The organism is Streptomyces sp. CB02261 (assembly GCF_001905665.1).
Taxonomy (GTDB): Bacteria; Actinomycetota; Actinomycetes; order Streptomycetales; family Streptomycetaceae; genus Streptomyces.
Genome location: NZ_LIVX01000001.1, coordinates 921,781 through 936,758, shown reverse-complemented (window position 1 = coordinate 936,758; position 14,978 = coordinate 921,781). Strand labels below are relative to the sequence as shown.

General features: G+C 74.2%; 12 protein-coding genes. 10 read left to right on the top strand and 2 right to left on the bottom strand.

What is annotated here, in order from left to right:
• The 3 genes from mmsA (at position 1) to AMK29_RS04230 (ending at position 5,316) form a co-directional block, all read left to right on the top strand.
• Positions 1–1,503, top strand: a complete 1,503-nt coding sequence (gene mmsA, locus AMK29_RS04240; protein ID WP_073807600.1) for a CoA-acylating methylmalonate-semialdehyde dehydrogenase — start codon at positions 1–3, stop codon at positions 1,501–1,503.
• Between the two features lie 205 nt (positions 1,504–1,708).
• On the top strand, positions 1,709–4,444 hold the full coding sequence (locus tag AMK29_RS04235; protein ID WP_073807597.1) for a CocE/NonD family hydrolase: 2,736 nt from the start codon (positions 1,709–1,711) through the stop codon (positions 4,442–4,444).
• Positions 4,441–5,316 carry an ABC transporter permease gene (locus AMK29_RS04230; protein ID WP_073807594.1) on the top strand — a complete coding sequence of 292 codons (876 nt, stop codon included), beginning with the start codon at positions 4,441–4,443 and terminating at the stop codon, positions 5,314–5,316. The genes AMK29_RS04235 and AMK29_RS04230 overlap by 4 nt, the downstream gene beginning before the upstream one ends.
• A 42-nt stretch (positions 5,317–5,358) precedes the next feature.
• Here the strand turns inward: AMK29_RS04230 and AMK29_RS04225 are convergent, their stop codons facing one another.
• Entirely contained in the window at positions 5,359–6,090 is a 732-nt protein-coding gene (locus AMK29_RS04225; RefSeq protein ID WP_073807591.1) for a helix-turn-helix transcriptional regulator, read from the bottom strand.
• Positions 6,091–6,305: 215 nt separating this feature from the next.
• Between AMK29_RS04225 and AMK29_RS04220 the strand changes: the two genes are divergently transcribed.
• From AMK29_RS04220 to AMK29_RS04205, 4 genes are all read left to right on the top strand, one after another.
• Entirely contained in the window at positions 6,306–7,931 is a 1,626-nt protein-coding gene (locus AMK29_RS04220; protein ID WP_073807588.1) for a vWA domain-containing protein, read from the top strand.
• Between the two features lie 33 nt (positions 7,932–7,964).
• Entirely contained in the window at positions 7,965–8,432 is a 468-nt protein-coding gene (locus AMK29_RS04215; RefSeq protein WP_073807585.1) for an anthrone oxygenase family protein, read from the top strand.
• Positions 8,433–8,866: 434 nt separating this feature from the next.
• A complete protein-coding gene (locus AMK29_RS04210) occupies positions 8,867–9,751 on the top strand; it encodes an AfsR/SARP family transcriptional regulator (RefSeq protein WP_073807582.1) in 885 nt (294 codons plus the stop codon).
• A 149-nt stretch (positions 9,752–9,900) separates the two neighbouring features.
• Complete coding sequence (locus AMK29_RS04205; protein ID WP_073807580.1) at positions 9,901–11,931, top strand: helix-turn-helix domain-containing protein; 2,031 nt, start codon at positions 9,901–9,903, stop codon at positions 11,929–11,931.
• A gap of 186 nt (positions 11,932–12,117) precedes the next feature.
• Here AMK29_RS04205 and AMK29_RS04200 read toward each other — a convergent pair whose 3' ends face one another.
• Positions 12,118–13,395, bottom strand: coding sequence for an IS701 family transposase (locus AMK29_RS04200; RefSeq protein ID WP_073807577.1), 1,278 nt, complete (start codon positions 13,393–13,395; stop codon positions 12,118–12,120).
• Between the two features lie 463 nt (positions 13,396–13,858).
• On the opposite strand from AMK29_RS04200, the gene AMK29_RS04195 reads away from it, so the two are divergent.
• The 3 genes from AMK29_RS04195 (at position 13,859) to kdpF (ending at position 14,974) form a co-directional block, all read left to right on the top strand.
• Positions 13,859–14,272 (top strand): fluoride efflux transporter FluC, encoded by a 414-nt coding sequence (locus tag AMK29_RS04195; RefSeq protein ID WP_073807574.1) that lies wholly within the window; start codon positions 13,859–13,861, stop codon positions 14,270–14,272.
• Positions 14,269–14,622: a fluoride efflux transporter CrcB gene (gene crcB, locus AMK29_RS04190; protein WP_073807572.1), complete on the top strand. Its 354-nt coding sequence runs from the start codon at positions 14,269–14,271 to the stop codon at positions 14,620–14,622. Before AMK29_RS04195 ends, crcB begins: the two co-directional genes overlap by 4 nt.
• 262 nt (positions 14,623–14,884) lie before the next feature.
• Positions 14,885–14,974 carry a K(+)-transporting ATPase subunit F gene (gene kdpF / locus AMK29_RS04180; protein ID WP_037631082.1) on the top strand — a complete coding sequence of 30 codons (90 nt, stop codon included), beginning with the start codon at positions 14,885–14,887 and terminating at the stop codon, positions 14,972–14,974.
• Positions 14,975–14,978: the final 4 nt, after the last annotated feature.

The following is a 14,978-nucleotide window of genomic DNA, read 5'->3' as shown; positions in this document are numbered from 1 at the left end:
ATGACGAAGACCGTCCACCACTGGATCGGTGGCAAGACCGTCGAGGGCACGTCGGGCAACTGGGGCCCGGTCACCGACCCGGCCACCGGCGCCGTCACCACCCGGGTCGCGCTCGCCTCCGTCGACGAGGTCGACGCCGCCGTCGCCGCGGCGAAGGACGCCTTCGCCACCTGGGGCACCTCCTCGCTCGCCCAGCGCACCACGATCCTGTTCAAGTTCCGCGCCCTCCTCGACGCCAACCGCGACGCCATCGCCGAGCTGATCGTCGCCGAGCACGGCAAGGTCCACTCCGACGCGCTCGGCGAGGTCGCCCGCGGCCTGGAGATCGTCGACCTGGCCTGCGGCATCACCACCCAGCTCAAGGGCGAGCTGTCCACCCAGGTGTCCAACCGCGTGGACGTGGCCTCGATCCGCCAGCCCGTCGGCGTCGTCGCCGGCATCACGCCCTTCAACTTCCCGGCCATGGTGCCGATGTGGATGTTCCCGATCGCCATCGCGACCGGCAACACCTTCATCCTCAAGCCCAGCGAGAAGGACCCGTCGCCGTCCCTGAAGATCGCCGAGCTGCTGGCCGAGGCGGGCCTCCCGGACGGTGTCTTCAACGTCCTGCACGGCGACAAGGTGGCCGTCGACCGCCTCCTGGAGCACCCGGACGTCACCGCGATCTCCTTCGTCGGCTCGACCCCGATCGCCCGGTACATCCACACCACCGCCTCCGCCAACGGCAAGCGCGTCCAGGCCCTGGGCGGCGCGAAGAACCACATGCTGGTCCTCCCGGACGCCGACCTCGACGCGGCGGCCGACGCGGCCGTCTCCGCCGCGTACGGCTCCGCCGGCGAGCGCTGCATGGCCATCTCGGCGGTCGTCGCCGTCGGCGCCATCGGCGACGAGCTGGTGCAGAAGATCCGCGAGCGCGCCGAGAAGATCAAGATCGGTCCCGGCACCGACCCCACCTCCGAGATGGGCCCCCTCATCACGGCCGTCCACCGCGACAAGGTCGCCTCCTACGTCCACGGCGCGGCGGACGAGGGCTGCGAGGTCGTCCTCGACGGCACCGGATACACCGTCGAGGGCTACGAGGACGGCCACTGGATCGGCCTCTCCCTCCTGGACCACGTGCCGACCACGGCCAAGGCGTACCAGGACGAGATCTTCGGCCCCGTGCTCTGCGTGCTGCGCGCCGAGACGTACGAGGAGGGCCTCGCCCTCATCAACGCCTCGCCGTTCGGCAACGGCACCGCGATCTTCACCCGCGACGGCGGCGCGGCCCGCCGCTTCCAGCTGGAGGTCGAGGCCGGCATGGTCGGCGTGAACGTGCCGATCCCGGTGCCCGTCGGCTACCACTCCTTCGGCGGCTGGAAGGACTCGCTCTTCGGCGACCACCACATCTACGGCAACGACGGCGTGCACTTCTACACCCGCGGCAAGGTCGTCACGACCCGCTGGCCGGACCCGTCCGAGGCCCCGGCCGGCGTCGACCTGGGCTTCCCGCGCAACCACTGACCCACGCGGTCGCACCCGCCGACGCACGAAGGACCGACACGGGCCCCCGGAGCACGCGCCACGCGCTCCGGGGGCCTGTGCGGCGATCGGCCCGCGGATACCGCGCCCGTGGTACGGCCGCCGGCCGCCGTACGACTCCAGGAGGGCGGACACCTCCGCCCCCGGACAGCCGTGTCGCACGCCCGGCCCGCTTAGGCTCGACACCATGCGACTCCGAATTCCCCGGTGGGCCGCGGTCACCGCCGTCCTCGCCGTCCTCGCGGGTGCCGGCACCCTGACCGCCGTCGCCTCGGACGATCCGCCGCCCGTGCACCGGGCGGACCGGATGCTCGACCTCGACGGGGTACGGCTCGACACCTCGTACTTCACCGGCGACGGCGACGGGCGGCGGCCCGCCGTCCTCCTCGGTCACGGCTTCGGCGGCTCCAAGGACGACGTCCGCGCCCAGGCCGAACAGCTCGCCCGTGACGGGTACGCCGTCCTCACCTGGTCCGCCCGCGGCTTCGGCGCCTCCACCGGGCAGATCGGCCTCAACGACCCCGACCACGAGGTCAAGGACGCCCGGAAGCTGATCGACTGGCTCGCCGCCCGGCCCGAGGTCCTCCTCGACAAGCAGGGCGATCCGCGCGTCGGCGTCACCGGCGCCTCCTACGGCGGCGCGATCTCCCTGCTCGCCGCCGGACACGACCCGCGAGTCGACGCCATCGCCCCCCAGATCACCTACTGGAACCTCGCCGACGCGCTGTTCCCCCAGGGTGTCTTCAAGAAGCTGTGGGCCGGCATCTTCTTCTCGGCGGGAGCCCAGCCGGGCGCCGTCACCGGCCGGCCCGCGACCGACGGGGACGCCGTCACCGGGACCGGTACGGGCGCCGGGAGGACCGCGGGACGGGCCTCCGGGGAGACCGCCGCCGGGAAGGCCCCGGCCTGCGGGCGCTTCACCCCCGAACTCTGCGCCCTCTACCAGCGCGTCGCCGTCTCCGGGAAGCCCGACCCGGCCGCCCGCGCCCTCCTCGAAGCCCGCAGCCCCTCCGCCGTCGCCGCCCGCGTCAAGGTGCCGGCGCTCCTCGTCCAGGGCCAGTCCGACTCGCTCTTCACCCTGGCCCAGTCCGACGCCATGGCCCGGGCCCTCACCGCCAACGGCGCCCCCGTCTCTGTCGACTGGATCTCCGGCGGCCACGACGGCGGCGACCGCGAGACCGAACGGGTCGAGCGGCGCGTCAGCACCTGGTTCGACCGCTGGCTGAAGCGCGACACCTCCGTCGACACCGGCCCCGCGTTCCGCGTCAGCCGCACCGGCGGCGTCGACTCCACCGACGGCCGGGCGACCCTGCGGGCCGCGACCGCCGACCGCTACCCGGGACTCACCGCCGGCACCACGACCGTCCCCCTCACCGGACGCCCCCGGACCTTCACCAACCCCGCCGGCGCCTCCCCGCCCGCCCTCTCGGCCGTCCCCGGCCTCGGCGGCGGAGTCGCCGGGCTCTCCTCGCTCGGCGTCGGGATCTCCCTCGACTTCCCCGGCCAGCACGCCCGCTTCGACGCGAAGCCGCAGACCGCACCGCTCCGGATCACCGGCACCCCGACCGTCCGCGTCAAGGTCACCTCGACCGCCGCCGACGGCTCCGCGGTCCTCTTCGCCAAGGTGTACGACGTCGGGCCCGACGGCCGGCAGCAGGTCCTTCCCGCCCAGCTCGTCACCCCCGTCCGTGTGGAGGGCGCCGCGGCGGGCAAGAGCGTCACGCTCACCCTGCCGGCGATCGACCACGAGGTGGAGGCCGGGCACCGGCTGCGGCTCGTCGTCGCCGCCACCGACCTCGGCTACGCCTCCCCGGCCGTCCCCGCCGACTACACCGTCGCCGTCGAGGGCCCGCTCACCGTGCCGACCGCGCCGGGCGTCGACACCCAGGCCGCCGCCCTGCCCTGGTGGGTCTGGGGCCTGCCGCTCCTCGGCCTCGCCGTCGCCGTCGCGCTGCTGTTCGCGGCCCGGCGCCGTACCGCCGCCCCCGCGCCCGACGCCGGACTGGCCGCCGTACCGCTCCAGATCACCGGTCTCTCCAAGAAGTACAAGGGCGGCGACCGGTACAGCGTCAAGGACGTGACCTTCCGCGTCGAACAGGGCCAGGTCCTCGGTCTCCTCGGACCCAACGGCGCCGGGAAGACCACCACCCTGCGCATGCTGATGGGCCTGATCACCCCCGACGAGGGCGAGATCCGGGTCTTCGGCCAGGCCGTCCGACCCGGCGCCCCGGTCCTCTCCCGGGTCGGCGCCTTCGTCGAGGGCGCCGGCTTCCTGCCCCACCTCAACGGCCGGGAGAACCTCGACCTGTACTGGAAGGCCACCGGCCGCCCCGCCGAGGACGCCCATGTCGAGGAGGCCCTGCGGATCGCTAACCTGGGCGGCGCCCTCGAACGCGCGGTGCGCACCTACTCGCAGGGCATGCGGCAGCGCCTCGCCCTCGCCCAGGCCATGCTCGGCCTGCCCGACCTGCTGATCCTGGACGAGCCCACCAACGGGCTCGACCCGCCGCAGATCCGCGAGATGCGGGAGGTGATGATCCGCTACGCGGCCGGCGGCCGTACCGTCATCGTCTCCAGCCACCTCCTCGCGGAGGTCGAACAGTCCTGCACCCATCTCGTCGTCATGGACCGGGGACAGCTCGTGCAGGCGGGACCCGTCGCCGAGATCACCGGCTCCGGCGACACCCTGCTCGTGACGCTGGCCGGGGAGATCGACGACGCGCTCGTCGAGAAGGCCGGCGCCCTGCCCGGCGTCGGCTCGGCCACCCGCACCGAAGGCGGCCTCCTGGTCCGGCTCGACGGCACCGACGCCACCACCCTCATCGGCGAACTCGTGCGCCTGGACGTGCCGCTGACCGGCGTCGGACCGCACCGGCGCCTCGAAGACGCGTTCCTGACCCTGATCGGAGGAGGAGCCGCATGAGCCGGCTGCTCGACACCCCCACGGCCCCCGCGGACTCCGCCCCCGGCTACCGCGCGGGCCGCACCCTGCCGCTGCGGGTCGAGGCCCTCCGCCAGTGGAAGCGGCGCCGCACCCTGATCATGGCCGGCATCCTGGTCGCCCTGCCGTTCATCCTGGTCATCGCCTTCGCGATCGGCGGCGAGGACGGGGACCGCAACGGCCGCATCACCCTCATGGACACGGCGACCGCGTCGGGCGCCAACTTCGCGGCGACCTGCCTGTTCGTCTCGGCCGGGTTCCTCCTCGTCATCCCGGTGGCGCTCTTCTGCGGGGACACCGTCGCCTCCGAGGCGAGCTGGTCCTCGCTGCGCTACCTCCTGGCCGCGCCCGTTCCCCGGTCCCGGCTCCTCGCCTCCAAGCTGACGGTCGCCCTCGGCTACAGCGCGGCCGCGATGCTCCTCCTTCCGCTCGTGGCCCTGGCCGTGGGCACGGTCGCCTACGGCTGGGGTCCGCTCCAGCTGCCGACCGGCGGCGCGGTACCGGCGGGGGACGCGGTGCTGCGCATCGGCGTCGCCGTCGCGTTCGTCTTCGCCTCCCAGCTCGTCACGGCGGGTCTGGCGTTCTGGCTGTCCACCCGCACCGACGCCCCGCTCGGCGCGGTCGGCGGGGCCGTCGGCCTGACGATCGTCGGCAACGTCCTGGACGCCGTCACGGCCCTCGGCGACTGGCGCGAGTTCCTGCCCGCGCACTGGCAGTTCGCCTGGATCGACGCGCTCCAGCCCCAGCTGGAGTGGGGCGGCATGGTGAAGGGAACCGCGATCTCCCTGACGTACGCCCTCGTCCTCTTCGCGCTCGCCTTCCGGGGCTTCGCCCGCAAGGACATCGTGTCGTAGGACCCGAACGTCGTCGCCCCTGAGCAGGGCCTCACGGTCTTCTCACAGCCACCCCCTTCGAGCCGCTTCCGCCCCCGCGCGGAAGCGGCTCGTCGTGCCGAGGGCCGCCATCAGCTCGCCCACCCGGCGGCTGTACGTACGGGCGGACATCCCGAGCCGGGCCGCCGCCGTCTCGTCCGTGAGCCCCGCCACGAGGGCGTCGAGCACCGGGCGCAGCTGCGGCGGCAGATCGGACGGCGGCGCGGGGGGCGGCGCGGGGGGCGGCGGCGCGTACGACAGCTCCTCGGCCGTCTCCCAACAGGCGTGATGGGCCCGGGCGAGGGCCTGCACCACCACCGGGTCCCGGATCAGCAGCAGCCCGTTGTACAGCAGCTCCAGATCGAGCGGGACCGCCGCCACCGTGCGGTCGACGACGATCATCTTGAAGGGGATGGACTCGGCCAGGCGGGCCCGGCCGGGGAGCGCGAGGCCGCCCTCGATCCGGCTCCGGGCGTGCCGCGGGACGATCCGTCTGACCTCCGTGGCCCGCTCCGCCGCGGCCCGCATGCACGCGCCCGCCAGTTCGAGGAACGGCCCGGGGATCGCGCAGCCCGCCGAGGCGACCGGATCGTCGAAGGTCAGCAGCTCGTACCGGGTGGAGGCGGCCAGCCCGGCGAGCGCCGCGCTGATGCGCCGCGCGCCCCGGACCGGGCGCCCCGCGGGCCGCTGTCCCTCGGTCACGGCCCGGTTCATCGCCGAACGGGCGAGCACCACGGAGCCCGCGCTCTCTGCCACCGCTGACCACCCCCGCCGATCGATGTCCACTCCATGTACGCATGTGACTGCACACGGTGACAACCCCTGTTGAGAAGGATGGCGAATCCATGCCACCCGGTAGCGGCCCCGTTCGTCGTTGCCGCATCGAGACCGATCCGCAACTCCTCCGACTGGTCCGCGCGCGCCTCTCGTTCGTCACATTCACAAGTGCCTTACCACGAGGGGGAGATGACATGGATCGACATGACGGGCGGCCGTCGGGTCGCCGCGCGGACCGGTTCCCGGCCGTGATCGCGGTGCTGCTCGCGACCGGACTCGCCGTCGGCGGCTGCGGCGCGGGTGGCGACGGAACCACCGCCGACCGGTCGGCCCGCGAGAGGGGCGGGGCGGCCTCCGCGGTCCCCGACGCCCGCGGCGGCGCACGCCCCGACACCTCCGCCGAGGGCGGGAAGGAGAGCGCGGGGCGCCCCCGGCAGCCCGCCCCCGACTACCTGTCCACCTTCGCCCTGGACGTGGACACCGCCTCGTACGGCTACGCCCGCCGGACCCTCGGCGAGGGGAGGCTGCCCGACCCGGCGACCGTGCGCCCCGAGGAGTTCGTCAACAGCTTCCGCCCCGACTACCCGCGCCCCGCGGACGACGGCTTCAGCGTGACGCTCGACGGCGCCCGCGCCGGGAGCGACGGCTGGTCCCTGGTACGGGTCGGGCTCGCCACCCGGGGCACCGACCGGGCCGCCGAACGCCCGCCCGCCGCCCTCACGTTCGTCGTCGACATCTCCGGCTCGATGGCGGAGCCGGGGCGGCTCGACCTCGTCAAGGAGTCCCTCGGCCTGCTCGCGGACCAGTTGCGCGACGACGACTCGATCGCCCTCGTCACCTTCAGCGACGAGGCCGAGACCCGACTGCCCATGACCCGCGTGGGGGAGGCCCGCGGCCGGATCCGCGAGGTCGTCGACTCGCTCGCCACGACCTCGTCCACCAATGTCGAGGCGGGCGTGCGCACCGGATACGACGTGGCCGTCGAGGGCCACCGGAAGGGCGCCACCAACCGGGTCGTGCTGCTCTCCGACGCGCTCGCCAACACCGGCTCCACCGAGGCCGCGACGATCCTCGAACGCATCGAGGAGGAGCGCAGGGAGTACGGGATCACCCTCTTCGGCGTCGGTGTGGGCAGCGAGTTCGGCGACGCGTTCCTGGAGCAGCTCGCCGACCGGGGCGACGGCCAGACGACGTACGTCTCCACCTCCGCCCAGGCCCGCAAGGTCTTCGTCGACCAACTGCCCGCCCACGTCGAACTGCGCGCCCGCGACGCCAAGGCGCAGGTCTCCTTCGACCGGCGCACGGTCGAGACGTTCCGGCTGATCGGCTACGAGAACCGGGAGGTCGCCGACGAGGACTTCCGGAACGACCGCGTCGACGGCGGCGAGGTCGGGGCCGGCCACACGGTCACCGCCCTGTACGCGGTGAGGACGCGGCCCGGCGCGTCCGGCCCGGTCGCCACGGCCACCGTCCGCTGGCTGGACCCCGTCGGCCGGGCACCGCGTGAGCGGTCCGGCACCGTCGCCACCGGCGGGCTCGCCGCCGACGTCTGGGACGGCGGGCACGACAGTCTGCAGCTGACCGCGATCGCCGCCTACTTCGCGGACGCCCTGCGCGGTGGCGGGCTGCCCGGGGCACCGGGGCTCCCGGCGCTCGCCGAGCGCGCCGACGCGATCGCCGGCCGATCGGGTTCGGCGGTGGTCCGGGAGCTGGCCGAGGCCGTACGGCAGGCCGACGGGCTGCTCGGGCAGCGGGGTGATCAGCCCGGTGAAGGGCCGTCGCACGAGGGGGAGTTGAGGTCGGGCGACCCGTACAGCTGACGCGCACGGCGGGCAGCGGGCAAGAATGGCCCCATGGCCTCCCTGCTGCTCGCCCTCGCCGTCGGATGCACCGGCCTCTACGCCGGCTTCATGCTGATCTTCCAGACCGGGATCATGCCCGCGCTCGCCCGTCTGACGGACGCCGAGTTCGTCACGGCGATGCGCCGGATCAACGAGTGCGTGCCGAGGGGCGTCTTCCTCACCGTCTTCCTCGGGGTCCTCGCCTTTCCCGTCGCCGCGTACCTCGTGCCCGTCGACGGGCGCACGGACACCCAGGCGTGGCTGGTGCTGGCGGGGCTCGTGGCCGCGGCGCTCAACCACGCCGTCACCGTCGGCGGCAACGTCCCGCTCAACAACGCGCTCGCCGCCTCCGAGGCCCCGGGCGACGACCCCGCGGCGGTCCGCGCCGCCTTCGAGAAGCGCTGGAACGGTTTCCACCGTGTCCGTACGGCTCTCGTCACCCTCGCGTTCGGCCTGCTGACGGCCGCGGCCGTGCTCTAGGGGGTGTCTGAGGCGATCTCGCCGACCGAGCCGCCCGCCCCCTCCGACGTCCGGCCCCTTCCGACGGCCGACGCTCACCCCCTAGCGGCCCCACCGCTTACCGACCCCCACCCGCCGTGACCCCGGCCGCTCCCGGAACCGTACCGAGCGGCCGGATTCTGGCGTGAACTCGCGCGTGTCGGCCTCCCCGGGATCCGCAAGAGCCCTGCGAAAGCGTACCTCCGAGTCCGGAAACAGTCTTCCGGGGTGCGGTGGTCTGCGCCAGTGACGAAAACGAGGCGCCTCAATACCCCCATAAAGGGGGTGAATCACCCCGATATCCCGGGTTGGGTTTCCGTACCATCCGGTTTCTTATTGACATGCCTACGGGGGTCTTTTCTAATCAACGAGAGTCATCCCGCGCGCAGACACCGCACAGGCACTGAGGGGGCAAGGTGGACGTCCGGATCCTGGGGGGACTGTCGGTACGTGAGCACGGGGTGTCGATCACCCCGACGGCAGCCGCACCCCGGCAGCTCCTCGCCCTGCTCACGGCCAGCGCCGACCAGGTCGTCCCCGTCACGGTGCTGACCGAGGAGCTGTGGCCGTCCGGCGCGCCCCGCGGCGCCCGCGCCGAGCTCCAGTCCCACATAGCGGAGTTGCGCAGCCTCATCGCGGGCGCGCTGCGGCGCGGCGCCGCGCCGGACGAGCCCGGACCCGGCTGGTCCGAGCGGCGCACCGCCGACGCCATCCTCGTCTCCCAGCCGGGCGGCTACCGCCTCGACACCGGCGGCGGCGTCCACGACGTCTGGCAGTTCGAGCGCGCGGCCGGCGCCGGCTACCGCGCCATGGAAGCGGGCGACCTCCCGCGCGCCGCGCTCCGCCTCGGCGAGGCACTGGCCCTCTGGCGCGGCGAACCCTACGCGGGCGTCGCCGCGGGACCCCGCCTCCGCAGGGAGATCGAGCGCCTCGAAGCCTCCCGGCTGAGCGTCCTCGACCAGTGGGTGGAAGCGCAGTTGGGTCTCGGACGGCACGCCGAGCTGCTCGCCGAACTCTCCGGGCTCGTCGCCCGCTACCGCACCAACGAGCCGCTCCACGCCCACTACATGGTCGCCCTGCTGCGCTCCGGACAGCCCGACGAGGCCCTCACCGTGTACGAGCGACTGCGCCTGGCCCTCAAGGGGGAGAGCGGCATGGAACCCTCCGCCCGGCTCCGCCGCCTCCAGAGCTCGGTCCTCACCGTGCGGAACTCGGCCGTCCGCCCCGTGTACGCTCCCCGTATCCCCGCCCAGTACAGCCCGGCACGCGCCCGGCTCGTCACGGCGGGCTCCGTCGGCTGACCACCGGCGCGGCCCGGGGCGCGGGGCGCCACCGGGAATGAAGTGCGGCAACTCACCGTTGACCGACTCCCGAAGCCGAATTAGTTTCGGCGAGCAGTACGGGTTTCCGCCCAGGTGCCCGATTTCGCTCGACCACGGGGGACGGGACCATGACCTTGCACGGCGCCGACGGAGCCGGTGGTGCCGACGCGCTGCTCACGGTCCTCGAACTGCTCGCGGAGCAGGCCCCGCCCGCCCGCTTCGACGCCCTCCTCGACGAGGCACGTCGCTCCGGGCTCGCCGGTGAGGAACTCCACCGCCTCGAACGGGCCGTGGAACTGGCCGGCGGCGTCCGCCGGGACCGCGTCGACGAAGCGCGCCGCGAGGCCGGACTCGCCGCCCTCACCGACACCGCCCGCGACCTGACCTCCGCCTACGACCTCGACAGCGTCCTGCGCGTCATCACCCGCCGCGCCCGCCGGCTGCTCGACCTCGACCTGGCGTACGTGACCCTGCGCGGCCCGCACGGAGCCTGCTACGTCCACACGACCGAGGGCTCCCGCGGCGGCCGCACCGAGGGACCCCGGCTCGCCCCCGGCCTGAGGATCGCCGAGGGGTACGGGCTCGGCGGCGCCGTCCAGCACCACGGCGAACCCGTCTGGACCGCCGACTACCTCGCCGACGAGCGCTTCGCCCCCTCCGGCTCCCTCGACGCCGGCGTCCACGCCCCCGCCTTCGACGAAGCCGCCGAAGCGGCCCTGCGCGCCGAGGACCTGCACGCCATCATGGCCGCGCCGCTCCGCAGCGGCGACACCGTGATCGGCGCCCTCCACGGAGCCGACCGCCGCGTCCGCCACCACACCTCCGAGGAGATCGGGCTCCTCGCCGCGCTCGCCGACCTCGCCGCCCTCGCCGTCGAGAAGACCGGCCTGCTCGACCGCACCCGGGCCGAGGTCACCGAACTGGAGCGGGACAGCTCCCGCGTCCGTACCAGCCTCACCCGCATGCGGCACGTCAGCGAGGCCCACGGCCGCATCATGAACCTCGTCCTCGCGGGCGGCGACCTCTGCAACGTCGCCAAGGCCGCCGCCGACGCCCTCGACGCGACCGTCATGATCCGCGACCAGGGCGGCCGCTGCCTCGCCACCGCCGGCGACATCCCCGGCCTCGACGAGGAGGCCGTCGCCAAGGCCTCGCTCGACGCGCACGCCCGCCGCCGCCCCGTCCTCGCCGCCGACGACACCTGGGTCGCGCCCGTCATCGCCGGCTCCGAGGACCTCGGCGGCCTCGTCATCCGCGCCGCCGGCGGACTCACCGGCGAGGACGAGCGGCTCCTCGAACTCGCCGCCCAGTCCGTCGCCTTCCTCCTCCTCATGCGGCGCTCCACCGCCGTCGCCGAAGGACCCGTCCGCGACGAACTCCTCGACGACCTCATCGCCGACCCGCCGCACGCGCCGCAGCAGATCGCCCAGCGCGCCCGCCGTCTCGGCGTCGACCTGCGCAAACCGCACGTCCTCGTACTCGCCCGGCCCGAGGGCGGCGAGCAGGGCAGGGCCGTCGTCTGGGCGTCCTCCTACGCCTACCGCCTCTCCGGCCTCAAGACCGTGCAGGGCGGCTGCATCGTGCTGCTGCTCCCGGGGATCGACGCCTCCGCCGCCGCCAAGGCCGTCGCCGCGGAACTGTCCCCGCTGCTCGGGCACCCCGTCTCGGTCGCCGCCGCCGGCCCCGGCTGGAGCCCCGACGGCGTCGCGCGCATGCACCAGGAGGCCGGCCGCTGCCTGGACGCGATGAGCGCGCTCGGCGGCACCGGCTCGGCGGCTTCCGTGCAGGACCTGGGGTTCCTGGGGCTGCTGCTCTCCGACGACAACGACGTCGAGGGCTTCGTGGAGGCCGCGATCGGACCCGTGCTCGACTACGACGCCGAGCGGTTCACCGACCTCACCCACACCCTGGAGGCGTACTTCGCGTCCGGAGGCAGCCCGACGAACGCGGCCGAGGCGCTGCACGTCCACCCCAACACGGTCTCCCGCCGGCTCGAACGGATCAGCGAACTCCTCGGCCCCGAGTGGCAGAAGCCGGGCCAGGTCCTTGAGGTCCAGCTGGCCCTGCGCCTCCAGCGCACCCGCGAGGTCCTGGCCCGGGGCCGCGCCACGACGGACCCGGCCCGCCAGCCGGGCCCGCCGGAGCGCGGCGGCAACTGACGGACGCCGCGCACACGCGGCGCGCCCGGTGCACCGGTCGGCTCGGTTCCGGTCGGCCCGGATCCGGTCGGCCCACCGCCGGCCGACCGTCCGTCAGGCCTTCACCAGCCGTCCGTCTCCGTCAGCCCACCGCCGCGCGGGTCGCTCAGCTCGCCGCGCGCCGGGCCGCCACCGGCCGACCGTTCCTCAGCTCGCCGCGCGCCGGGCCGCCGTGCGCGCCGGGCCGTAGCGGGAGTCGTAGGCCGCCTCCCAGTCGGTGGCGGCCATGACCGTCGCCGCGTGGGCCGCCGACGCGAGCGTGATGTGACGGTGCCAGCCGCGGAACGAGCGGCCCACGAAGTCCCGCAGCCCCGCCCCCTCCCCGACCTCCACGAAGTCCCGCTCCACCCGGCGGGCCAGCTTCGTCAGCCGCAGCAGGGAACCGACCGGCGACCCGGTCAGATCGCTGATCCACACCCGGGCCGGGGCCCGCCGGGGATCGTCCCACTCCCCGAGCAGCACGAGCGGACGCATCCGCTCCCCGCCCGGCGTGGGCAGCGCCACGCGGACGGCCGTGGCGAGCGACGTGCGCGAGGTCCGCGTGCCGGCCACGGTGTCCACCCAGCTCACCGGCCTGCGCAGCCCCTTGAGCGACTCCAGGATCTGTACGGCGGTCAGCGGGCCCGCCCCGAAGCCGGGCAACGACCGGTCGGCGATCGCGAGCCGGGAGCCCGGACCGATCCGGGCCACGACCGGCACCCCCGCCCCGGCGAGCCGGGTGAGGGCCGCCCGCCCCGCGCCGCCCCGGATGTCGAGCAGCACCGGCTTGCGGGTGACGTCGGACCAGCGGGCGGTGTCGAGCGCCGCCGCGACCGCGCACTCCTCCAGCGTCTCCTCGCCGGCCTCCTGCGGAACCTCCGCGCGGTCACGCCGGGTCCGGTCGTTCACCCAGGGATCCGGCAGGAACAGACGCCAGTTCACGGGCACGCTCAGCTCGTCGCTCGCGAACCACACCCCGAACGCCTGCTGGCCGTGGAAGACCTGACCGCGCTCCGGATCGAAACGCCGGTCCACGCCCACCGAGTGCTCCCCGGCCTTCGGGATCGGCATCGGGCGCACCACCCAGGCCTGCGGGCAGCTGTTCCGCTCCAGGAACCGGGCGAGCGCCGCCCGCATGGGCTGCCAGTCCCAGGTCGAACTGGACACGAAGTGGTGCAGGCTCTGCTCGGCCGCGGGCCCCCCTATCTGGGCGGCGATGTTACGGATGGACTTGCGGCCCTGCGCGGTCAGCAGCCCGTGCAGGTACTGCTCGGCCTTCAGCCGCTGGTCGCGCCGCGGGAAACCGGAGAACAGCGCGCCACACAGCTCGGCGTAGACGTCCTCGCGCGAGCCGGCCGCGCCGACGGAACTGACGACGCCCAGGGGAACGGCCGGAGAAACGGCCCCGGCGACGGTCCTGCGCTTGATTGCGACGGATGTACTCACGACACTCCTGCCCGAAGGTTGCGCAGCTCCCTCCCGCTGCCCCACCACCGTCGCCCGACCCCGCCCTCCGGGACGAGGTGTACCCGGCACCCGAATCGGCCGCCGGATGGTGGCCGGACCACCTCCCCCCGCGTCGTCGCAGGTCGCAGCCGTCTCCACCGCCCCCGAGCGGACCCCGTCACGACCCTCCCGCGGGCCTCCCGGACACCCCGCGGGGCGGATCCGAGGGATCTGACAGACTCACCGGCCCGGCTTTGACCCGTCGCAGGGCGTGGCCGGACCATCGCAGAGCGAGGCCACGGGCCGACCCCCGGTTAATGCCCCAGGCCGGGGACCGTGCCCGTGCGCCTCGCCTTGAAGCGCTCTCGCGTCGCCCGACCGGGGTGGCGCGCCCCGGGGCGGCGAACCGCGTGTGCGCCTCGCCTTGAGCAGGCCCGTGCGCCCGTCCTCGTACCCTGGGCGCATGGGCCTGCGCGCGGAACTGCCGGTCGTCGGGGCCGTCGCCGCCGGCGGCGCCCTCGGCGCGACCGCCCGCTACGGCGCGGCGCTGCTCTGGCCGACCCCCGAAGGCGCCTTCCCCTGGACCACGTTCACGGTGAACGCGAGCGGCTGCGCGCTGCTCGGCATCCTGATGGTCCTCCTCACGGAGCCCCCCGCCGCCCCGCACCCGCTGCTGCGCCCCTTCCTCGGCCCTGGATTCTGCGGCGGGTTCACCACCTTCTCGACGTACAGCCTCGACACGGAACGACTGCTGGGCGCGGGCGACCCGGCGCGCGGCCTGCTGTACCTCGGCGCGACCCCGGTCGCCGCGCTCGTCGCCGTAGGGGCCGGGATCACCGCGGCCAGGGCCGTACGCGGACGGGCGGCCGCCGCGTGAACTGGCTGCTCGTCGTCGCGGGAGCCGCCGTCGGCGCGCCCCTGCGGTACCTCACGGACCGGGCGATGAAGGCCCGGTTCGGACCCGGCTTCCCCTGGGGGACGTTCACGGTGAACGTCGTCGGCTCGTTCGCCCTCGGACTGCTGGCCGGGGTCGCCTCCGCGCAGGCGTACCTGCTGCTCGGCACGGGTCTGTGCGGGGCGCTGACGACGTACTCGACCTTCTCGTACGAGACGTACGCGCTGTACGAGGGCGGGGCGAAGGGGTACGCGGCGCTGAACGTGGCCGGGAGCCTGGCCGCCGGCCTCGGAGCCGTATGGCTGGGAGTGGGCGCGGCCACGCTCGGGTGACCCGGGCCGCGTGGGCCACCGGTCGCGCGGTCCCGGCCTCCTGCGACGGCGTAGAGGAAGCGTCAAGACGGACACGCGGCGCGTCAGAGGCACGTCAACGGCGGCGGTGTCCGCCCCGAACAGGGGTTTCCTCGTCTCGTCCGGGAATTCGACTTCCTTCTTCCTGCATCCGGGAGCTCACGATGGCCGACGTGGCCTTCGTCGTCACCACGGTCGCGGTCTTCGCGCTGGTGGCCTTCATCGCCAAGGGGGTGGCCAAGCTGTGAGCGCCGAGAACATCGTCGGTCTCCTCGTGGCCGCCGCCCTCGTCGGCTATCTCGTCCTCGCCCTCGTCAAGCCCGAGAGGTTCTGAGGCC

What these genes read in the sequence shown, in the direction of transcription:
- mmsA (WP_073807600.1), top strand. Translation starts at nt 1, where the DNA reads ATGACGAAGACCGTCCACCACTGGATCGGTGGCAAGACCGTCGAGGGC.
- AMK29_RS04235 (WP_073807597.1), top strand. Translation starts at nt 1,709, where the DNA reads ATGCGACTCCGAATTCCCCGGTGGGCCGCGGTCACCGCCGTCCTCGCC.
- AMK29_RS04230 (WP_073807594.1), top strand. Translation starts at nt 4,441, where the DNA reads ATGAGCCGGCTGCTCGACACCCCCACGGCCCCCGCGGACTCCGCCCCC.
- AMK29_RS04220 (WP_073807588.1), top strand. Translation starts at nt 6,306, where the DNA reads ATGGATCGACATGACGGGCGGCCGTCGGGTCGCCGCGCGGACCGGTTC.
- AMK29_RS04215 (WP_073807585.1), top strand. Translation starts at nt 7,965, where the DNA reads ATGGCCTCCCTGCTGCTCGCCCTCGCCGTCGGATGCACCGGCCTCTAC.
- AMK29_RS04205 (WP_073807580.1), top strand. Translation starts at nt 9,901, where the DNA reads ATGACCTTGCACGGCGCCGACGGAGCCGGTGGTGCCGACGCGCTGCTC.
- AMK29_RS04195 (WP_073807574.1), top strand. Translation starts at nt 13,859, where the DNA reads ATGGGCCTGCGCGCGGAACTGCCGGTCGTCGGGGCCGTCGCCGCCGGC.